Source organism: Parahaliea mediterranea (genome assembly GCF_017255185.1).
In the GTDB taxonomy this organism is placed as follows: Bacteria; Pseudomonadota; Gammaproteobacteria; order Pseudomonadales; family Halieaceae; genus JAFKCZ01.
This window is the reverse complement of sequence record NZ_JAFKCZ010000007.1, coordinates 13144-32627: the sequence shown is the minus strand read 5'-3', so window position 1 is coordinate 32627 and position 19484 is coordinate 13144. Positions and strand designations below refer to the sequence as shown.

Below are 19484 nucleotides of genomic sequence, written 5' to 3'. Positions count from 1 at the left end.
TGACGATCCGTTCAATACTCCATTCAGGGATAGCGGCCGGCCGGCGGGCCGTGCTGCTGTTACTGGCGCTTGCGGGCCTGGCGGCCTGCGAGGGTGGCGACAACAGCGCGGCGGAGCCGGCTGACGCCGTGAAAGCGATCACTGGCCAGGTGATGTACCGGGAGCGGATGATCCTGCCCCCGGCTGCGGAAGTGACGGTTGAGTTCCAGGATATCTCCCGCGCGGACGCCCCCGCTTCCACCCTGGCCACGGTCATGATGCCGGCCTCGGCGGGCCCGCCCTACGATTTCAGTATCGATTACAGTCCGCGGGACATTGATCCACGCCACCGCTACGCCCTGCGTGCCACCATTACGCTCGATGACAGGCTGATGTTCACCAGCACCGACTACATCGATCCCTTCGCCGGCGGGCCCATCGAGATCATGGTGCGGCGGGTGCAGGCGGTGGAGGAGTCGACGCACGAACAGGCGGCGCTCCCGCTGGAAGGCACGCAATGGACCCTCAACGCCCTGGAGGGGGTGGCCGCGGTCACCGGCGCCGGCGGCCGCGTCCCGGACCTGCTGCTGGAGGCCGATAGCCAGCGGGCCGCGGGTTTTTCGGGCTGCAATCAGTACGGGGGGCCCTACCGCCGCGACGATGCGTCTTCCAGCGGCGGCCAACTCAGCCTCGGGCCGCTGGCCGGCACCTTGATGGCCTGCGCCGAGGGCGGCGAGCTGGAGCGCGCCTACCTCGACGCCCTGGGGGCCGTCGACGGCTTCCGCATCGCGGGTGACCGGCTGACCCTGCTGTCCGGCGATGCCGTGGTCGCCAGCTTTCGGGGCGGCGCCGGGCAATAGGGCCGGGCAGTCCCGCGCCGTGGGGCCGCCGCCAGCGCCGGTCACGCGCTGGCGGCCGCGGGATTGACGCCGTATAATCCGCCTGTTTTGTAAGCAGCCGGTCATCTGCAGCCTCCATGCGGTCCACCTTTTCGTTCAAGCACGGCACTTCGCGCCTCGCCAGGATTCTGGCGCTGGCGGCGCTGCTGTGCGCGGTGGGTATCCCCGTGCTGGAGGCCGGCCACCTGCACGGCCTGGCCGACAGTGGCACCGAGTGCCTGCTGTACAAATCCCCCGCGCTGCTGCCCATGGTGGCGGCGGCCCTTGCCCTTGCCCTGTTGCTGGCGAGCCAGGCGGCGCCATCGGCCTACCGCGCCGTGCCGCTGTCCCCGCTCTTCCAGCCGCGCCAGACACGGGGACCACCCGCCCGCTCCTGATCCGTCCCCCTTTCACTGACAGGAGCAAACAATGAAACGTATGATGCCCCTCGCGCTGGCCGTTGCCGGCGCGAACGCGGCTGTTGCCGAACAGCTGCCCATGGAACACGTGCTGGTCTCGGTGCCGTTGCACAAGCAAACCGCCGAGACCGCGCTGCCGGTTACCGTACTGACGGGCGACGCCCTGAGTCGGGCCGCCGCCTCCACCCTCGGCGACACCCTGAATAACGCCCCGGGGCTGGCCAATGCCTCCTTCGGCCCCGGTGTCGGCCAGCCGGTGATCCGCGGCCAGCAGGGTCCCCGGGTCACGGTGCTGCAGAACGGCACCTCCAGTGCCGACGCGTCCAACATTTCCGCCGACCACGCGGTATCGGTCGAGGCGATGCTCGCCGACAGCATCGAGATCCTGCGCGGGCCGTCGACGCTGCTCTACGGTGGCGGCGCCATTGGCGGGGTGGTGAACGTGGTCGACAACCGCATTCCCACCACCCGTCAGGAGGGTCTCGATGGCGGCGCCGAGTACCGGCACGACGCCGCGAGCGACATGGACACCCTGGTGGGTCGCCTGGAGGGCGGCAGCGGCAACTTCGCTTTTCATATCGACGGCCTCTACCGCGACTGGAACAACCTGGAGATCCCCGGCGAAGCGGCCCGTGAGCACGATGACGAGCATCACGAGGAAGAGCACGACGAGGAACACGAAGAGCACGATCACGAGGAAGAGGGCAGCGACGGCTACATCGCCAATACCGATGGCCGCACCCGCAGCGCCACGGTCGGCGCCAGCTACCACTTTGACGAGGGCTTTGTGGGCTTCGCGGTCAATCGCCTCGAGAACGAGTACGGCATTCCCGCCGGCGCCCACGAGCACCATCACGACGAGGACGAGCACGAGGGCGAGGACCACCACGAGGAAGAGCACGAGGACGAGGATCACGGCCACGAGGACGGCGGCGTGCGCATCGACCTGGAGCAAACCCGCTACGACCTGGCGATGCACCTGCACGACCCGATCCCGGCCTTCGAGGTGGCCCGCGCCTTCCTGACCTACACCGACTACGAGCACAAGGAAGTGGAACCCGGTGGCGAGGTGGGCACGCGCTACGCCAGTGATACCTGGGAGGGGCGCCTGGAACTGGTGCACGAACCCATCGCCGGGATGCACGGCGTGATCGGGCTGCAGGCCCGGGACCGCGAGTTCAGCGCGGTGGGGGAGGAGGCCTTCATTCCCCTGACCGACAGCCGCGACTTCGGCCTGTTCCTGCTCGAGGACTACCACGTCGACGCGTGGACCTTCGAGGGCGGCCTGCGCTACGACCGCGACGAGCGCGACCCGGATACCTCTTTTGCGGATAGCCAGGACTTCAACGCCTTCAGCGTATCGGCCTCGGCCCTTTGGGATGTCGCCGACAACTGGCAGCTGGGGCTCGCCCTGTCGCGCGCCGAGCGGGCGCCCTCCATCGAAGAGCTGTTCTCCAATGTCGAGAACAGCGGGCCGGCGGATTGGGTGGTCCACGCCGCCACCAATGCCATTGAGCTGGGCAACCCGGATCTCGACACCGAGGTATCCAACAACGCGGACCTCTCCGTGCGCTGGGACAACGGCAGCCACTACGTGGAGGTCACCGCCTACTACAATGACTTCAGCGACTACATCGATTTGGAGAACACCGGCATCGAGGTGGACGAAACGCCGGTGCATGCCTATATCCAGGGCGACGCCACGTTCCGCGGTGTCGAGGTGGATTCCCAATTCACGGTGGCCAGCGTGGCCGGCGGCGCGGTGCTGCTGCGCCTGTTTGGCGACGCCATCGACGGCGAGCTGGACAATGGCGACGACGTGCCGCGCCTGCCGCCGACCCGCGTGGGCAGCCGCCTGAGCTGGGTCGGCGAGCGCCTCGAAGTCTGGGGTCGGGTGATCGACGCCGCCGACCAGGACAAGCCGGGCGCCAACGAGGAGTCCACCGACGGCTACACCCGCTGGGATGCCGGGGTGGACTATAATCTGGACATGGGCGAGAACGAACTCACCCTGTTCCTGGCCCTCAACAACCTCAGCGACGAGGAGATCCGCCTCAGCACCTCCTTCCTGCGCGATGTGGCGCCAGAGGCCGGGCGCAGCGTGGAGGCCGGCGTGCGCTACCGCTTCTGAGCGCCGCCCCTGTAGGGTCGAATTCATTCGACCAACGGCCGGCACGGCCGGATGTATCCGGCCCTACACCGCGGGCATCACTCCCGCCCCTGTAGGGTCGAATTCATTCGACCAACGGCCGGCACGGCCGGATAAATCCGGCCCTACACCGCGGGCATCACTCCCGCCCCTGTAGGGTCGAATTCATTCGACCAACGGCCGGCACGGCCGGATAAATCCGGCCCTACACCGCGGGCATCACTCCCGCCCCTGTAGGGTCGAATTCATTCGACCAACGGCCGGCACGGCCGGATAAATCCGGCCCTACACCGCGGGCATCACTCCCGCCCCTGTAGGATCGAATTCATTCGACCAACGGCCGGCACGACCGGATAAATCCCGCCCTACACCGCAGTCCAGCCGTACACCTTGACGGGCTCACCGTCCGGCGCCAGCCGGATGGTGGTCTCGTACCGCAGGCCGAGCTGCTCGATCAGGCGGATAGAGGGCGCGTTGTGCGGTGCAATGATGGCCACCAACCGCTTCAATCCCAGCTCCCCGGTCGCATGTTCCCACACGCGGCGGGCGGCTTCCAGCGCCAGCCCCTGGCCGCGGCCCGCGGGCAGGAAGCCGTAGCCGATATCCACGTCGGTCAATTCGGGGCGCTTTACCAGCCCGCACAAGCCGACGGTTTCACCGCTGTCGCGCAGGCGCACGGCGTACATGCCGAAGCCGTGTTGCCGGTAGCTGGCCACCGGCCCGTCCTCGATATAGCGTCGGGCCTGCTCCTCGGTGCGCACCCCGCGATCGGCCACATTGGCGATAAAGTCCGGATCGTTGAGCATGGCGAGCATGAACGGCGCGTCATCGGCGCCCAGGTGATTGATCCGCAGTCGCGCGGTCAGCAGTTCTGGCATGGGGGAGGCTCCTTTGTCCCGGCGCAGCATACACCAGTCGCGACGGCTGCGCGCCGGCATCGGCGCGCGGTGTCAGGTGGCGATGCGTTCCGGCGCGGTCCCGTCCGCCAGCGGGCGTCGGGCGATGCGCAGCAGGCGGCCGCTCAACATTACCGCGGTCAGCGTCAGGCCCGCCACCAGTCCGATCCAAAAGCCCTTGGCGGCCATCGCCTGCCCCAGCCAGTCGGTGCGCGCCAGCAGGAATCCCAGTGGAATGGCAACGCCCCAGTAGGAGAACAGGATCAGCAGCAGCGGAATGCGGCTGTCCTGATAGGCCCGCAAGCAGGCGTTGGAAGCGACCTGGATCTGGTCGGGGAACTGGTAGATCGCCATCCATACAAACAGCGCGGCGGCGGCCGCCTGTACCTCGATGTCGGGCGTGTACCAGCCGACGATCGTATGGCGAAAGGCCAGGATCAGGGACATGGTCGAGATCGCCAGCAGGCCGGCGCCGATCACCCCGGTGCGGGCAATGAAATTGGCGTGCGCCTGGTCGCCGCGGCCGAGAATATAGCCCACGCGGATGGTAATGGCCTGCGACAGGCTCAGCGGGCACATAAAGATCAGGTGTGACACGCTCAGGGCGATCTGGTGGCTGGCCACCACCAGGGCGCCCAGCGGCGCCAGTAACAGCGCGATGGCCGAGAAAATGGAGACTTCGGCAAACACCGCCAGCGCGATCGGCAGGCCGAGCCGCGCCACCCGGCGGATGGTCGGCCAGTGCGGGCGCCGCCACTGGTGAAACAGGCGCACGCCGTCGTAGTCCGCCGGGCGCGATGTAAACCAGAACAGCAGCGCTGTCTGCACCCAGAGGCAGAGGGCCGTGGCCCAGCCGCAGCCCGCGCCGCCCAGTTCCGGCAGGCCCCAGTTGCCGTAGATCAGGCCGTAGTTCAACGGGATGTTCAGCACGAACGCGGCCGCGCTGCTGATCATGTACGGCATGGTGCGACCCATACCCTCGGTAAAGGCCCGCAGGCTATTGAATATCGCCGCCCCCGGCAGCCCCAGGGCGATCGCCGCCAAATAGTCCCCGGCAATACCGGCAAAGGCCGGGTCCACCGCCAGCCAGTCCAGTAGCGTGCCCACGTTCAGCAGCAGGAGGATGCAGGGAATGGCCGCGGCCAGCGCCAGCCAGACACTTTGCTGGGCCGTGGTCACCAGCGCGCCGTAGTCGCCGCTGCCGTTATAGCGCGCCACCATCGAGGTGGTGGCGATCAGCAGCCCGGATATCAGCAGGTACAGGGGCAGCCAGATGCTGCTGCCCACCGCGACCGCCGCCAGGTCGTTGGCGTTGTAGCGGCCCGACATCAGGGTGTCCACGACCCCCATGCCGGTCCCCAGCAACTGCGCCGCCAGCAGGGGGCTGGCCAGCCTGATCAGTTGCTTGAGCTCCGCTAGAAAACTGTGCCGCACGATTGCCTGGACCTGTGAAGGGAAAAACGCACGGCATTCTAATCGCTGGTCGGGCAATAACCCACCCGAACAGCCTTCGGCGCCATGAATTCCACGCCCCGCCCTGCTAAAGTGCGCACTTTCTCAGGGTGCGGGTAGTTGCATGGTCCAGCGATCGACAATGGCCACTGGCGGCGAGACGGGCGCGGTCCGCGGCCCGCGGCCGATGGCGGGTTAGTTAGCGGTGCCCATCCTGTTCGGCGTGGTGTTGCTCGACCTGATCGGTTTCGGCATTGTCATTCCCATCCTGCCCTTTCTCTCGCCCGAACTCGGGGCCAGCAAAATGGACATCGCCCTGATCATCGCGGCCTACGCCGTGGGCACGGGGCTGTGCGGCGGCTTCTGGGGGCGCCTGTCGGACCGCCTCGGTCGCAAGCCGGTGATCATGATTTGCCTGGCGGGCGCCGCGCTGGCCTACGTGATGCTGGGCCTGGCGACCGAGTTGTGGATGGTCTACGCCGCCCGGGCCTTCGCCGGGGTCATGGCGGGCAACTTCGGCGTGGCTTCGGCGATGATGGCGGATATCACCCGGCCCGAGAGTCGCGCCCGCGGCATGGGAATGATCGGTGCAGCCTGGGGCCTGGGTATCATGCTCGGTCCGCTGCTCGGCGGCCTGCTTTCGGGCGACGACGGGGACTTCACCCTGCCCTGCATCGTCGCCGGCGGTATGTCGGCGCTGGCGATCCTGGCGGCGGCGGTGTTCCTGCCGGAATCAGTGAGCAGTGAGCGGCGCGCCGCCAACCGCGCCGACCACCGCGCCGGCCCCCGCACCTCCACCTGGCAACTGCTGCGCGATACCGGCAACCGCCTGCTGGTGTTGCAATTCCTGCTGCACAACAGCGTCACCGCGGCCTTCACCTACCTGGTGCCCCTGTGGACCGGCGACCTGCTCGACTGGGGCGCGCGGGAAGTGGGCATCCTGTTCGGCATCCAGGGGGCTATCATGGTGGTCCTCCAGGGCGGACTGCTGGGGCGCCTGGTGCGCGCGCTGGGCGAGTGGCCGCTGCTGCGCCTGCAGATCTCGATATTCCTCGCCGGGGTCGCCATCGCCGCGTGGGCCACGGCGATGCCGGCCATGGTGGCGGCGGTGTTCATCGCCATGTCCGGGGGCACCCTGTGCATGCCGCTGCTCAATACCATCGTCAGCCACCGCATTCCCCCGGCCCTGCGCGGGCGCATGCTCGGTACCACCAGCGCCGCGGCGTCCTGGGGGCGGGTGTGCGGGCCGCTGCTCGCCGGTGTCAACCTGGCCTGGTTCGGCTACGCTGGTGCCTTTCTGGGCTGCTTCGTCATCCTCTTGTGCTACCTGGCCTGGGCCCTGTGGGACGGCCCGTGGCGGGATGCCGCCGCCCACGGGTGACAAGCGCGGTGCGCATGGTATGATGGCGCCGGGAGCATACTCAAAGTTGAAAAAACCACCTGGCGGGTCGAATCGATCCGGCGGGCGGCTGCATCGCGGGAGGCAAGCATGGCAAAAGATCTGTTCGACCTGAGTGGTAAAATCGCCCTGGTAAGTGGCGCGAGTCGCGGCATCGGCGAGGCGGCGGCGACGTTACTGGCGCGCTACGGCGCCCATGTGATTGTATCCAGCCGCAAGCAAGCCGATTGCGAGGCGGTGGCCCAGGCCATCCGCGACGCCGGCCACAGCGCCGAGGCCCGGGCCTGCCACGTCGGCAACATGGACGATATCCAGGCGATGTTCGCGCACATCCGCGACAGCCACGGCCGCCTCGATATCTGCGTCAACAACGCCGCCGCCAATCCCTACTTCGGGCATATCCTCGACACCGACCTCGGCGCCTTCAACAAGACCGTGGAGGTCAATATCCGCGGCTATTTCTTCATGTCGGTGGAAGCGGGCAAGTTGATGCGCGAACAGGGCGGCGGCGTCATCGTCAACACCGCTTCGATCAATGCCCTGCAGCCGGGCGCGATGCAGGGCATCTATTCGATCACCAAGGCCGCGGTGGTCAACATGACCAAGGCCTTCGCCAAGGAGTGCGGCCCCCTCGGTATCCGCTGCAATGCCCTGCTGCCGGGGCTGACCAAGACCAAGTTCGCCGGCGCCCTGTTCGAGAACGAAGGCATCTACGAGGAGGTGGTCAAGCGCATCCCGCTGCAGCGCCACGCCGAGCCGGAGGAAATGGCGGGCACCATACTGTACCTGGTGTCTGACGCCAGCAGCTACACCAACGGCGAGTGTATCGTGGTGGACGGCGGGGTCACGATCTAGACCGGTTCCGCTGTCCCCGGGGCGGGCGCTACTGGCCGACCGCCCGGGGCGTGCCGTCGAGGTCCGGGGCCTGGCGCAGGTAGGTGAAACCACCCTCTTTGATATAGAGCTCGCAGTAGTCATCGCTGGTGGGGGTGATAGACCCGCCCGCGGGAATGCGCAGCCAGCAGTGGGTGCCGTACTCGCCGTGTTCGTCGGCGAAGCGCCCGCTGAGGACGAACAGTTCGGCGCCCCGGGGAAAGTTGATCTGTCCCAGTTCGGCGGGGGCGTCCCAGGCCTCAAGGCGCATGAAGTCGCTGTAGGGCTCCTGGGCGTAGAGCTTTTTCCACTGGACGTTGCGCCGCACCGAGGGCCGCCACTGGCTGTCGCGGGTTTGCAGCGCGACCCGCTCGCGGTCGGCCCCGGGGTATTGCCGCAGTTTGACGAAGAGGGTGCAGCCCTGCTCGGACCATGGGGCGTGGCGGAAGCCCTCGGGGTTCAATAGGTAGCTGCCGGCGGGCCAGTCGCCCTGCTCGTCGGAAAAGACGCCCTCGAGCACGAGGATTTCCTCGCCCTGGGGATGGTCGTGGCTGGGAAAGCGGGCGCCGGGTTCGTAGCGCACCACGGAGGTCACCTGTCCGGATTCGGTGGGGCCGACGCGGTGTACACGCTTGCGCCACACGTCGACGCCGGGGCTGGCGCTCCAGGGCATGTCACTGGTTTCGACGGCCACGCGTTTGCTGAGGTCGCCGTTGATGGCTTTGTTGCTGTCAGTCATATTCGGGTAACTCTTGTCTGGGCCGGTCTTGGCGCCGGCCCTTTGTATTTGGACTGGTGTGCATCGGCTATGTTCCCCGGGCTGGTTTTTTCGGGTGACGCACGACTTTGACTATGCCTTCATCATAGTCGGGATGGGGGTAAGCTCAAAGCTGGGAATAACCGAGCTGACTCTGCTGATTCGGCCGCGGATGTGGTTTCGCTGCGGCCCTCCCGCCCTCGGACCTCTCAGTCAACGATAGGTACTTTGAACGAGTACAGCCAAGAGTGTTTAATTCATGCAAATGGGGATTCGGTAAGCCGAACGAAAGCACTGGCAGTGGACGAGAGGCGTGAGGAGCGGGTGGCCCCCTGCCAGACCGTCAGCGGCCAGGGACGGCCGCTGCCGAGCGAGACATGGACGTCATGCTTGTAGCGTGTCTGGCAGGGGGCCACCCGCTTCGCGCGCCGCCACCGCAGCTAGTGAACACTCGAACGCCGCAATCCACGCCCAATTCACAACTACAGCCATCCGTGAACAGTACGCACCATGATAGCGTATTCCGTTACACCCTCAAGCCGGCCAACCGAAAATCAACCGTTTCGAGAACAGCGCCAGAAAATCGCGTTTTTTGAAACATCACGCTATTGCCGGAAAAACACTTTGGGGTATTCTCAAGGTATGAGCAAAAAAGTGTTTGTCACGCACCAACTGCCCGGCGAGCGTATCCACGACCTGGCGCAGCTGTGCGACCTCAACGTCTGGATGGGCCCCGGCCTGTTGCCGGCCAGCGAACTGGCCGCGGAACTGGCCGACTGCCAGGGCCTCGTGTGCCTGCTCACCGACCGCGTTGACCGCCAGCTGTTGCAGGCCTGCGACCAGCTCGAATTCGTCTCCAGCATGTCCGTCGGTGTCGACCACGTCGACGTCGACGCACTCAGCGAGCGCGGCATCCCCCTGGGCAACACCCCCGGCGTGCTGGTCGAAACCACCGCCGACACCGCCTTCGCTTTGCTGCTGGCCGCCGCGAGGCGGGTCGCCGAGGCCGACAACTTCGTGCGCCAGGGCAGCTGGCGGCCCGAGAACGCCTGGGCCCCCGACTTCTTCACCGGCAAAGACGTCTACGGCGCCACCCTCGGCATCATCGGCCTCGGGGAAATCGGCCAGGCGGTCGCGCGCCGGGCCGCCGGGTTCGGCATGGAAGTGCTGGCCTGGACTCGCAGCGGGCGCAGCGTCGATGGGGTGGAGAGCGTGTCACTGGAAGAACTGCTGTTGCGCAGCGACTTCGTCAGCGTGCACTGCGCGCTCACCGCCGACACCCGCAACCTGCTCGATGCCGACAGGATTGCCACCATGAAGCCCGGCGCGGTGCTGGTCAACACCGCCCGCGGTGGCATCGTCGATGAGCGGGCCCTGGCGGCCGCGCTGGTGAGCGGCGACCTCTACGCCGCCGGGATCGACGTGTTCGAGCGCGAGCCGGTGCCGGAAGACAATCCGCTGTTGCACCTGCCCAACGTCATCTTGACGCCGCACATCGGCAGCGCCACCACCTTTACCCGGGCGCAGATGGCCGACATCGCCGTGGAGAACGCCATCGCCGCGCTCAAGGGGCGGCCCATGCCCCACTGCGTTAACCCCGGGGTCTAGACGCCCTCAGCCCGCGTCTGGCAGCGGGCGCAGGCCGTGCTTGATGGCCGAGTCGATGGTCTTGCGCATCGCCTCGGTATCGGTGTTGTTCACCCGCTCGATGATCTTGGTCACGATCACCCGCCACACCTCCTGCCGGCGCTGTACATCGTTGAACTGCAGGCCGATGTTGCTGGTTTCCTTGACCCCGCCCAGGGCGATGGCGTTGTCGACGCTGGCCTGGTCAATGTTGCGGTTGGGAATGGTTCCGGGGTAGGGGGAGATATTGCTGGCCTCGGCGCCCGTCTCGCCCATGCGCAGCCCCTCGGCGTAGACGTAGTCGACGCTGAACTGGGCGCGCTCGGGGTCCAGGATGTAGCCCTTGGCGGCCAGTTCCCGGTCCACCGCGGCGCGCAGGATGGGGTCCACGCGGTAGATGGGGTCGGCCGAGCCGCTGCGGCTCCCCAGGGGTTCGCTGCGCCACTTGTAATAGGTGTAGTGGCCGGCCTCGAAGTCGGCGGTGTCGGCGGGGCGGGTTTCAACGCCGCTGCAGGCGGCGAGCGCCAGCGACAACAGCGCGGTGAGCAGGAGTTTCCAGGTGGGCATGGCCGGCCTCTTCATTGCCTATGATGTGACGAAAAATGGTAGCAGTACTGCGTAGTGGCGGCCACTGGCGGCTTGGGAAAAGCGGTGCGGCGGGGGCGGGGCTCTGGTACGATCGCACCAATAAGCACAATACGTTGCCAGAGGCGAGGGGATGATTTCCAAAAAACTGATTCGCACGGATCTCAATCTCCTGGTCGCCCTGCAGATCCTGCTGGAAGAGCGCAATGTCACCCGCGCCGCCGAACGGCTGTCGGTGTCGCAGCCCGCCCTGAGCAAAACCCTGCAGAAACTGCGCGAGGCCTTCGAGGACGAGCTGTTTACCCGCACCGCCCACGGCCTGATTCCGACGCCGCGGGCGGAGGCCCTGGCGCAGCATTTGCCGCCCCTGCTGGAGGGGGTGGAGCAGGTGTTGGGCAGCGATGTCTTCAGCCCCGAGACCTACGCCGGCAGCTTTAAACTGCTGCTGCCGCCAATACTCAGCGAGGCGCTGCTGCCCAGCCTGATGGTCGAGCTGCGGGAGATTGCCCCCCAGGTCCAGATCGTCGCCGGCGAGGTGACCCCCGACTACCAGGAGCGGATGAAAAAGGGCGAGGTGGATTTCGCCGCCTTCGTGGCCCAGGAGACCGAGCGCGATATCCTCGCCGAGCCGATCGCCGCGCTGCCGCCGCGCTGTTACATGGGGGTGAGTCATCCGTTGATGGCCAGGGAGATGAGTCTCAAGGACTTTCTCGACTATCCCCATGTGCGCCTCTACCTGCCCGGGCTGACCCGCGAAAACACGTCCATGGTCGACGACGTGCTCGGCCAGTACGGCGTGCACCGTACCATCACCCTGGAGACCACCCAGTTCGCCGCCGCGGTGGGGGTGCTCAACCGCACCCAATCCCTGCTGGTGGCCAATGCCGGCTTCGAGGGCAGCGGCCTGTACCAGGACCTGATCACCGGTTGCGAGCTGCCGCAGGAATTGCAGCGCATGATCCGCAACTCCCACAGCGAGCACCGCGGCAAGATGTCGCTGATGCGCCACACGCGCACCTCGCGCAGCGCCGCGCACCAATGGCTGCGCACCCTGTTGATGAAGCACCTGACCTCCCCGGAATTGACCGCCCAGGCCAACACCAGCGCCGCCTGAGCCGGCCTTATTTACGCACCGAGCTGCGATAGGCCCGCGGCGACAGTCCCATGGTCTTGCGGAACAGGCGCGAGAAGTACAGCGGGTCGTCGTAGCCCACCGCGCCGGCGATGGCCTTCACGCTGAGGTCCGAGCTGTCCAGCAACTGGCAGGCGTACTCGATCTTCATGTGCAGGAAGTGCTTGATCGGCGAATAGCCGGTCAGGGCCTTGTAGCGGCCGGAGAAGTGGTACTTGGACAGGTGCGCCACCGCCGCCAGGTCGTCCAGGTCCAGGCTCTCGTGAATGTTCTCCTGCATGTAGGTGCGGATGGCCTCCAGGTCCATGCCCGAGGCGTGGCTGGCCTGTTCCCGGTTCGCCTCGAGGGCAAACTGGGTGAACAGGTGGCGCAGCTGGTTGGCGGCATTGATGAAGGCGCCGCTGCTGTAGCCGGTCTTGCCCACCGCCAGCAGGTTGTGGAAGTTCGCCGCCAGCGCCGGCGCCAGGCCCACCCGCCGCACCGGGCGGTTGTCGCGGTAGCCCAGGTACTCCATGAAGATCCGCGTGCTCACCCCCTGGAAGTGCACCCAGTACAGGGTCCAGGGCTGGCTCTGGGCGGCGGCGTAGCTGTGGGCGACCCCCTGGGGCAGCAGGATCAGGTCGCCGGCGCCGACCGGGTAGCGGGTGTCGCCGACGCGCAGGCGGCCGACACCGTCCACGCAGTACAGCAGCAGGTTGTCGTCGTGCCGCGGCCGCCGCATGCGGTGCCCCTTCGCGTGGGGATAGTAGCCCATGGCGGTGGGGTAGCAGTCCCGGGTCAGGGGGTGGCGGTGCAGCTGCTCCAGCAGGAAGGCGGGGGTCAGCAGGCGCACGCCCTGGGGGGGGAGGGGCCATTGTGAGGGGCTGCTCATGACGGGGGCGCGCGTGCTCCGGCGTGTATTGGCTACCGGGGATGGTACCAGTCCGCCGGCGGTAGCGTCTTGGTGGCCTTTGCCGTCCAGGTGGACTGTTGCTATGTTTGGATAATGATAACTAGAACAGGCCCAATGCTTTTCGCCCAAAACCGTTGAGTGGGAAAGAGTGCCTTCCATCGTTGTGCTGGCCCTGCCGTTACCGCGCGCGCCTTGTGCGGGCCCCGTCCTGGTCCCGGAGGGGCCCTACCTCCGGACCTGGCAGGAACCGGTCGATAATCCCTAAATGCCAGTCTGAGCGTTGTTTTTGGCGCAATATAGTCCATAAACACCGCAACTTCGTCAATGTGCGCTTTCCCGGGGAGCTGCTACTGTAGTGACTGAAATCCCTAACAAACCCGCAGGTACGCAGTCATGACACGTCAGGTCCCCCTGTTCATCAACGGTGAATTCGTCCAGAGCGGCAGCAGCAATAAACTGCCGGTCACCAACCCCGCCAACCAGCAGCTGCTGGCCGAGGTGCCCCTGGCCACCCACGACGAGGTTGAGGCAGCCGTGGCCAGCGCCAGGGAAGCCTTCCAGACCTGGCGCAACGTGCCGGTGGCGGAGCGCGCGCGCCTGATGATGCGCTACTGCGCCCTGCTCAAGGAGCACCACGACGAGCTGGGCGAGATCCTGTCCCAGGACACCGGCAAGACCTTCGAGGACGCCAAGGGCGACGTGTGGCGCGGCATCGAGGTGGTCGAGCAGGCCGCCAACGTCGGCTCCAACATGATGGGCGAGACCGTGGAGAACGTCGCCAACGGCATCGATACCTACAGCTACATTCAGCCGATCGGTGTGTGCGCCGGCATTACGCCCTTTAACTTCCCGGCGATGATCCCGCTGTGGATGTACCCGCTGGCGATCGCCTGCGGCAATACCTTCGTGCTCAAGCCCTCGGAGCAGGACCCGCTGACCCCGGTGCGGCTGGTGGAGCTGTTCATCGAGGCGGGCGCGCCCAAGGGCGTGCTGAACATGGTCCACGGTGGCGCCGACCAGGTGAACCAGCTGTTGAACCATCCCGACATCCAGGCGGTGTCCTTCGTGGGCTCGTCCAAGGTCGGCGATCATATTTACCGCACCGGCACCGACGCCGGCAAGCGCGTGCAGTGCATGATGGGCGCCAAGAACCACATGGTGGTGATGCCCGACGCCGACAAGAACGGCACCCTCAACGCCCTGGTGGGTTCCTCCGTGGGCGCCGCGGGCCAGCGTTGCATGGCGATCTCCGTGGCGGTGTTCGTGGGCGAGTCCAAGCAGTGGATCGAAGAACTCAAGGAGCGCATGGCCACCGCGCGCCCGGGCGCCTGGGACGACGCCAGCGCCAGCTACGGCCCGATCATTTCCAAGCCGGCCTACGAGAAGGTGCTCGGCCTGATCGGCAAGGGCAAGGAAGAGGGCGCCACCTGCCTGCTCGACGGCAGCGACTATGTGGTGGAAGGCCTGCCGGACGGCAACTGGGTGGGCCCGACCCTGTTCACCGACGTCACCCCCGAGATGAGCATCTACCGCGAGGAAATCTTCGGCCCGGTGCTGTGCTGCGTGACCGTGGACACCCTGGAGGAGGCGATCGAACTGATCAACGCCTGCCCCTACGGCAACGGCACCTCCATCTTCACCAACTCCGGCGGCGCCGCGCGCAAGTACCAGCACGAGATCCTGGTGGGCCAGGTCGGCATCAACATCCCCATTCCGGTGCCGCTGCCCTTCTTCTCCTTTACCGGCTGGCGCGGTTCGTTCCGCGGCGACCTGCACGCCTATGGCAAGCAGGCGGTGCGCTTCTACACCGAGACCAAGACCATCACCGCGCGCTGGACGCACTCCGAGGCCAGCACCTCGAAGCAGCCGAACATGAGCATTAACCTGCGCTAGGGTGTCGGCCATGCGGCCGGTCGGCCGGTGTGATGGTCGAATGAATTCGACCCTACAGGGTGGCAAACCGGCTCCCTGTACGACCGGATTCATCCGGCCATTGCCGCGCGGTCGGCCGGTGTGATGGTCGAATGAATTCGACCCTACAGGGTGGCAAACCGACCCCTTGTAGGGTCGGATTCATCCGGCCATTGCCGCGCGGTCGGTCGGTGTGATGGTCGAATGAATTCGACCCTACAGGGTGGCAAACCGACCCCTTGTAGGGCCGGATTCATCCGGCCATTGCCGCGCGGTCGGCCGGTGTGATGGTCGAATGAATTCGACCCTACAGGGTGGCAAACCGGCCCTTGTAGGGCCGGATTCATCCGGCCATTGCCGCGCGGTCGGCCGGTGTGATGGTCGAATGAATTCGACCCTACAGGGTGGCAAACCGGTCCCCTTGTAGGGCCGGATTCATCCGGCCAATGCCGCGCGGTCGGCCGGTGTGCCGGTCGAATGAATGCGACCCTACAGGGTGTCCGTCAACAATAATGGAGGTCCCCAACCTTGGACTTTTCCCTCAACGACGACCAGAAAGCTTTTATCGACAGCGCCCGCGCCTTTAGCGAGGGCGCCCTGGCCCCCCACGCGGCCGAGTGGGACGAGCAGGCTCATTTTCCCAAGGACGTGCTCGCCCAGGCCGGCGAACTGGGTTTCATGGGCATGTACACGCCCGAACGCGCCGGCGGCCTGGGTATGGGGCGCCTGGACGCCAGCCTGATCGTGGAAGAACTGGCCAAGGGCTGCACCACCACCGCCGCCTTTCTCACCATCCACAACATGGCCACCAGCATGGTCGGCAAGTACGGCGGCGACGCCCTGGTCGAGGCCTGGTGCCCCGAGCTGGTGACGGGCGCCAAACTCGCCTCCTACTGCCTCACCGAGCCCGGCGCCGGCTCCGACGCCGCCTCCCTGCGCACCACCGCGGTACGCGAGGGCGACGACTACCTGGTCAACGGCAGCAAGGTCTTCATCTCCGGCGCCGGTCACACCGACGCCCTGGTGGTGATGCTGCGTACCGGCGATCCGGGCCCGAAAGGCATCACCGCGCTGTTGGTACCGGCCGATGCCGAGGGTGTCAGCTACGGCAAGAAGGAAGACAAAATGGGCTGGAACGCCCAGCCCACGCGCATGATCACCTTCGACAACGTGCGCGTACCGGTGGCCAACCGCCTCGGCGAGGAGGGCCAGGGTTTCGCCATCGCCATGGAGGGGCTCGACGGCGGACGCATCAACATCGCCACCTGCAGCGTGGGCACCGCCCAACAGGCGCTGGAGGAGGCCACGAGCTATGTCCAGGAGCGGCAGCAGTTCGGTACACGCATCGCCGATTTCCAGCACACCCAGTTCAAGCTCGCCGACATGCTCACCGAGCTGGTGGCGGCGCGGCAGATGGTGCGCCTGGCGGCCTGGAAGCTGGACCATGGCGACAGCCAGGCCTCCACCTATTGCGCCATGGCCAAGCGCTTCGCCACCGACGCCGGTTTCGCCATCTGCAACGACGCGTTGCAACTGTTCGGCGGCTACGGTTATATCCGCGAGTACCCGATGGAGCGGCATGTGCGCGACACCCGCGTGCACCAGATCCTCGAGGGTACCAACGAAATCATGCGCGTGATCATATCGCGCAAACTCTTCATGGAAGGCGCACTGGAGGTTATCAAATGAGCCCGAGTCCTATTGCAAGCACATCCGACAAGATCAAGGTCGAGCTGCGCGGTCACACCGCGCTGGTTACCGTGGACAACCCGGCGGCCAACACCTGGGATGTCGAGAGCCTGCCGGCGCTGAAGGCGCTGGTGGAGGCGCTCAACGCCAACCGCGACGTCTACGCCCTGGTGCTGACCGGCGCGGGGGACAAGTTCTTTTCCGCCGGCGCCGACCTCAAGATCTTTGCCGACGGCGACCCGGAAAAAGCCGGCGAGATGGCGCGCTACTTCGGCGAGGCCTTCGAGGCCCTGGCGGATTTCCGCGGCGTGTCCATCGCCGCCATCAATGGCTTCGCCATGGGCGGCGGCCTGGAAGTGGCCCTGGCCTGCGATATCCGCATCGCGGAAGAGCAGGCGCAGATGGCCCTGCCGGAAGCCAAGGTGGGCCTGCTGCCCTGCGCCGGCGGCACCCAGCGCCTGTCCTGGCTGGTGGGCGAGGGCTGGGCCAAGCGCATGATCCTCTGCGGCGAGCGCATCAAGGCCGACAAGGCCGAGCGCATCGGCCTGGTGGAGGAAGTGGTCGGCACCGGCGAGGCCCTGGACAAGGCGCTGGCCCTGGCCGAGCAGGTGGGCGAGCAGAGCCCCTCGTCCATCGGCCGCTGCAAGCAACTGATCCACTCCGCCCGCGACAAGGCCCTGGGCGATGGCCTGGCCGGCGAGCGCGAACTGTTCGTGGAACTGTTCTCCACCGAGGACCAGCGCGAGGGTGTCAATGCCTTCCTGGAAAAGCGCAAGCCCCAATGGAAGAACCAATAACCCGAAGAGGCCACAGGTATGAGTGACGCCCCGATCGTATTCGAGGAACTGCCGGCCAACGCCGGCCGCATTGGCCGGGTGACCCTGAATGTCCCCGGCACCCTGAACTCCCTGACCCTGGAAATGGTGGACCTGTTGCAGGCGCAGCTGGACGAGTGGCGCGACGACGAGCACGTCGCGGCGGTGTTCATCGAGGGCAGTGGCGACAAGGCCTTCTGTGCCGGCGGTGACGTGCAGGCGCTGCACCGCTCGGCGGTGGCGACCCCCGGCGGCCCCTGCGAGTACGCGGAGGATTTTTTCACCCGCGAGTACCGCATGAATCATACCCTGCACACCTACCCCAAACCGCTGGTGTGCTGGGGTCACGGCATCGTCATGGGCGGTGGCCTGGGCGTGATGGCGGGCTGCGGTCACCGGGTGGTGACCGAGACCACCCGCATCGCCATGCCGGAGGTGACCATCGCCCTGTTCCCCGATGTCGGCGGCAGCTGGTTCCTCAACCACATGCCGGGCAGTACGGGCCTGTTCCTGGCCCTGACCGGGGCTTCGATCAACGCCGCCGACGCTTTGTTTACCGGCCTGGCGGACCGTTTCATCGCCAGCGAGCACAAGCCGGACCTGATCGAGCGCTTGTTGAAGCAGGACTGGAGCCACGACCCGCGGGACAACCACAAGACCGTGCGCCACTGCCTGCGGCCCTTCGCCGAGCGCAGCCTGGGCAGCCAGCCCGCGGGCCAGGTGGAGCCGCACATGGCCACCATCAACCGCCTGTGCGACGGCGACGACGTGCACCAGGTGATCGACAATATCATCGCCCAGCAGACCGACGACCCCTGGCTGGCGCGGGCCCGGGACAGCCTGGCCCACGGCTCGAAGCTCGCCGCGCTGTGGATTCACCGGCAACTGTGGGAGACCCGTCACGCCTCGCTGCGCGAAGTGTTCCAGGCCGAGGCGCAGCTGGCCACCAACGTGGTGCGCCACCCCGAGTTCGCCGAGGGTGTGCGCGCGCTGCTGATCGACAAGGACCGCAAGCCCGCCTGGCAGTACGCCACCTCCCGCGATGTGCCGGAGGAGGTACTCGAGGGCTTTTTCCGTGCCCCCTGGCCCGCCAATCCACTGGCCGATCTGTAAGCGGCTGTCACCAACAACGAGGAATTCCGACATGGCAAAGGTAGCGTTTATTGGCCTCGGCAACATGGGTGGCCCCATGGCCACCAACCTGGTCAAGGCCGGTCACGCGGTGAAGGTGTTCGACCTCTCGGCGCCGGCCTGTGAACAGCTGGCGGCAGTGGGTGCGAGCATCGCATCCTCCGCCGCCGAGGCCGCGAGCGGTGTCGATTACGTCATCAGCATGCTGCCCGCCGGCAAACACGTGGCCGGCTTGTATCTCGGCGACGAAGGCCTGCTGCAACAACTCGACAAGAGCACCACGGTCCTGGATTGCAGCACCATCGACGCCGCCACCGCGCGCGAGGTTGGCGAGGCGGCCCGCGAGGCGGGTATCGGCTTCATGGACGCGCCGGTCTCCGGTGGCGTGGCCGCCGCGGCGGCGGGCACCCTGGCCTTCATGTGCGGCGGCGAGGCGGAGACCTTCCCCAAGGCAAAGGCCATCCTGTCCGACATGGGCAAAAACATTTTCCACGCCGGCCCCGCCGGCGCCGGCCAGGTGGCCAAGGGCTGCAACAACATGCTGTTGGCGATTCACATGATCGGCACCTGTGAGGCCCTGGAGATGGGCGCGCGCAACGGCCTCGACCCGAAGGTGCTGTCGGAGATCATGCTTGCCAGCTCCGGGCGCAACTGGTCGCTGGAGGTCTACAACCCCTACCCGGGAGTGATGGAGAAGGCCCCCGCCAGCAACGATTACAAGCCCGGTTTCATGGTCGATTTGATGGTCAAGGACCTGGGGCTGGCGTTGGATATCGCCGAGCACAGCGACGTCGACAACCGCATGGGGCAATTGGCCCGGGCGCTGTATAGCGAGCACCAGTCGGCGGGGAATGGCCAACTGGATTTCTCCAGCATCCTGCGCAAACTCCAGGGCTGAACC

Annotated in this window: 17 protein-coding genes; 12 read left to right on the top strand and 5 right to left on the bottom strand. The window is 66.5% G+C overall.

The features are described 5' to 3' along the window. Nucleotides 1–50: 50 nt before the first annotated feature. The 3 genes from JYP50_RS10435 to JYP50_RS10425 all read left to right on the top strand — a co-directional run bounded on the left by JYP50_RS10435 (nucleotide 51) and on the right by JYP50_RS10425 (nucleotide 3407). Nucleotides 51–839 (top strand): YbaY family lipoprotein, encoded by a 789-nt coding sequence (locus JYP50_RS10435; RefSeq protein ID WP_206560466.1) that lies wholly within the window; start codon nucleotides 51–53, stop codon nucleotides 837–839. Between the two features lie 116 nt (nucleotides 840–955). Then, entirely contained in the window at nucleotides 956–1255 is a 300-nt protein-coding gene (locus tag JYP50_RS10430; RefSeq protein WP_206560465.1) for a hypothetical protein, read from the top strand. Between the two features lie 31 nt (nucleotides 1256–1286). Next, the gene (locus JYP50_RS10425) at nucleotides 1287–3407 is read left to right on the top strand and encodes a TonB-dependent receptor (protein ID WP_206560464.1); all 2121 of its coding nucleotides are present in this window, start codon (nucleotides 1287–1289) and stop codon (nucleotides 3405–3407) included. Between the two features lie 383 nt (nucleotides 3408–3790). Here the strand turns inward: JYP50_RS10425 and JYP50_RS10420 are convergent, their stop codons facing one another. Together JYP50_RS10420 and JYP50_RS10415 are read right to left on the bottom strand one after the other, a co-directional pair. Next, nucleotides 3791–4303, bottom strand: coding sequence for a GNAT family N-acetyltransferase (locus JYP50_RS10420; protein WP_206560463.1), 513 nt, complete (start codon nucleotides 4301–4303; stop codon nucleotides 3791–3793). Nucleotides 4304–4375: 72 nt separating this feature from the next. Next, the gene (locus JYP50_RS10415; RefSeq protein ID WP_206560462.1) at nucleotides 4376–5755 is read right to left on the bottom strand and encodes an MATE family efflux transporter; all 1380 of its coding nucleotides are present in this window, start codon (nucleotides 5753–5755) and stop codon (nucleotides 4376–4378) included. A 223-nt stretch (nucleotides 5756–5978) separates the two neighbouring features. Between JYP50_RS10415 and JYP50_RS10410 the strand changes: the two genes are divergently transcribed. Then, nucleotides 5979–7154 (top strand): MFS transporter, encoded by a 1176-nt coding sequence (locus tag JYP50_RS10410; protein ID WP_206560461.1) that lies wholly within the window; start codon nucleotides 5979–5981, stop codon nucleotides 7152–7154. A gap of 108 nt (nucleotides 7155–7262) precedes the next feature. Further along, nucleotides 7263–8027, top strand: coding sequence for an SDR family oxidoreductase (locus JYP50_RS10405; protein WP_206560460.1), 765 nt, complete (start codon nucleotides 7263–7265; stop codon nucleotides 8025–8027). A gap of 28 nt (nucleotides 8028–8055) precedes the next feature. On the opposite strand, the gene JYP50_RS10400 is transcribed toward JYP50_RS10405, so the two are convergent. Further along, complete coding sequence (locus JYP50_RS10400; protein ID WP_206560459.1) at nucleotides 8056–8784, bottom strand: cupin domain-containing protein; 729 nt, start codon at nucleotides 8782–8784, stop codon at nucleotides 8056–8058. Between the two features lie 660 nt (nucleotides 8785–9444). Here JYP50_RS10400 and JYP50_RS10395 point away from each other — a divergent pair. Next, on the top strand, nucleotides 9445–10410 hold the full coding sequence (locus JYP50_RS10395) for a 2-hydroxyacid dehydrogenase (RefSeq protein WP_206560458.1): 966 nt from the start codon (nucleotides 9445–9447) through the stop codon (nucleotides 10408–10410). A 6-nt stretch (nucleotides 10411–10416) separates the two neighbouring features. Here JYP50_RS10395 and JYP50_RS10390 read toward each other — a convergent pair whose 3' ends face one another. Beyond that, nucleotides 10417–10995, bottom strand: coding sequence for a DUF4136 domain-containing protein (locus JYP50_RS10390; protein WP_206560457.1), 579 nt, complete (start codon nucleotides 10993–10995; stop codon nucleotides 10417–10419). 151 nt (nucleotides 10996–11146) lie between these two features. On the opposite strand from JYP50_RS10390, the gene JYP50_RS10385 reads away from it, so the two are divergent. After that, nucleotides 11147–12127, top strand: a complete 981-nt coding sequence (locus JYP50_RS10385; RefSeq protein WP_206560456.1) for a LysR family transcriptional regulator — start codon at nucleotides 11147–11149, stop codon at nucleotides 12125–12127. 7 nt (nucleotides 12128–12134) lie between these two features. On the opposite strand, the gene JYP50_RS10380 is transcribed toward JYP50_RS10385, so the two are convergent. After that, nucleotides 12135–13016, bottom strand: a complete 882-nt coding sequence (locus JYP50_RS10380) for an AraC family transcriptional regulator (RefSeq protein WP_206560455.1) — start codon at nucleotides 13014–13016, stop codon at nucleotides 12135–12137. Nucleotides 13017–13430: 414 nt separating this feature from the next. On the opposite strand from JYP50_RS10380, the gene JYP50_RS10375 reads away from it, so the two are divergent. The 5 genes from JYP50_RS10375 to mmsB all read left to right on the top strand — a co-directional run bounded on the left by JYP50_RS10375 (nucleotide 13431) and on the right by mmsB (nucleotide 19481). Then, the gene (locus JYP50_RS10375) at nucleotides 13431–14930 is read left to right on the top strand and encodes a CoA-acylating methylmalonate-semialdehyde dehydrogenase (protein ID WP_206560454.1); all 1500 of its coding nucleotides are present in this window, start codon (nucleotides 13431–13433) and stop codon (nucleotides 14928–14930) included. Between the two features lie 546 nt (nucleotides 14931–15476). Next, the gene (locus tag JYP50_RS10370) at nucleotides 15477–16637 is read left to right on the top strand and encodes an acyl-CoA dehydrogenase family protein (RefSeq protein WP_206560453.1); all 1161 of its coding nucleotides are present in this window, start codon (nucleotides 15477–15479) and stop codon (nucleotides 16635–16637) included. Next, nucleotides 16634–17434 (top strand): enoyl-CoA hydratase, encoded by an 801-nt coding sequence (locus JYP50_RS10365; RefSeq protein WP_206560452.1) that lies wholly within the window; start codon nucleotides 16634–16636, stop codon nucleotides 17432–17434. The genes JYP50_RS10370 and JYP50_RS10365 overlap by 4 nt, the downstream gene beginning before the upstream one ends. Before the next feature lie 18 nt (nucleotides 17435–17452). Beyond that, nucleotides 17453–18565: an enoyl-CoA hydratase/isomerase family protein gene (locus tag JYP50_RS10360; protein ID WP_206560451.1), complete on the top strand. Its 1113-nt coding sequence runs from the start codon at nucleotides 17453–17455 to the stop codon at nucleotides 18563–18565. Between the two features lie 31 nt (nucleotides 18566–18596). Continuing rightward, on the top strand, nucleotides 18597–19481 hold the full coding sequence (gene mmsB, locus JYP50_RS10355; protein WP_206560450.1) for a 3-hydroxyisobutyrate dehydrogenase: 885 nt from the start codon (nucleotides 18597–18599) through the stop codon (nucleotides 19479–19481). Nucleotides 19482–19484 lie beyond the last annotated feature (3 nt).

Coding starts and splice junctions, on each gene's coding strand:
- JYP50_RS10360 (WP_206560451.1), top strand. CDS start 17,453: ATGAGTGACGCCCCGATCGTATTCGAGGAACTGCCGGCCAACGCCGGC.
- JYP50_RS10385 (WP_206560456.1), top strand. CDS start 11,147: ATGATTTCCAAAAAACTGATTCGCACGGATCTCAATCTCCTGGTCGCC.
- mmsB (WP_206560450.1), top strand. CDS start 18,597: ATGGCAAAGGTAGCGTTTATTGGCCTCGGCAACATGGGTGGCCCCATG.
- JYP50_RS10365 (WP_206560452.1), top strand. CDS start 16,634: ATGAGCCCGAGTCCTATTGCAAGCACATCCGACAAGATCAAGGTCGAG.
- JYP50_RS10405 (WP_206560460.1), top strand. CDS start 7,263: ATGGCAAAAGATCTGTTCGACCTGAGTGGTAAAATCGCCCTGGTAAGT.
- JYP50_RS10400 (WP_206560459.1), bottom strand. CDS start 8,784: ATGACTGACAGCAACAAAGCCATCAACGGCGACCTCAGCAAACGCGTG.
- JYP50_RS10395 (WP_206560458.1), top strand. CDS start 9,445: ATGAGCAAAAAAGTGTTTGTCACGCACCAACTGCCCGGCGAGCGTATC.
- JYP50_RS10430 (WP_206560465.1), top strand. CDS start 956: ATGCGGTCCACCTTTTCGTTCAAGCACGGCACTTCGCGCCTCGCCAGG.
- JYP50_RS10420 (WP_206560463.1), bottom strand. CDS start 4,303: ATGCCAGAACTGCTGACCGCGCGACTGCGGATCAATCACCTGGGCGCC.
- JYP50_RS10375 (WP_206560454.1), top strand. CDS start 13,431: ATGACACGTCAGGTCCCCCTGTTCATCAACGGTGAATTCGTCCAGAGC.
- JYP50_RS10380 (WP_206560455.1), bottom strand. CDS start 13,016: ATGAGCAGCCCCTCACAATGGCCCCTCCCCCCCCAGGGCGTGCGCCTG.
- JYP50_RS10425 (WP_206560464.1), top strand. CDS start 1,287: ATGAAACGTATGATGCCCCTCGCGCTGGCCGTTGCCGGCGCGAACGCG.
- JYP50_RS10390 (WP_206560457.1), bottom strand. CDS start 10,995: ATGCCCACCTGGAAACTCCTGCTCACCGCGCTGTTGTCGCTGGCGCTC.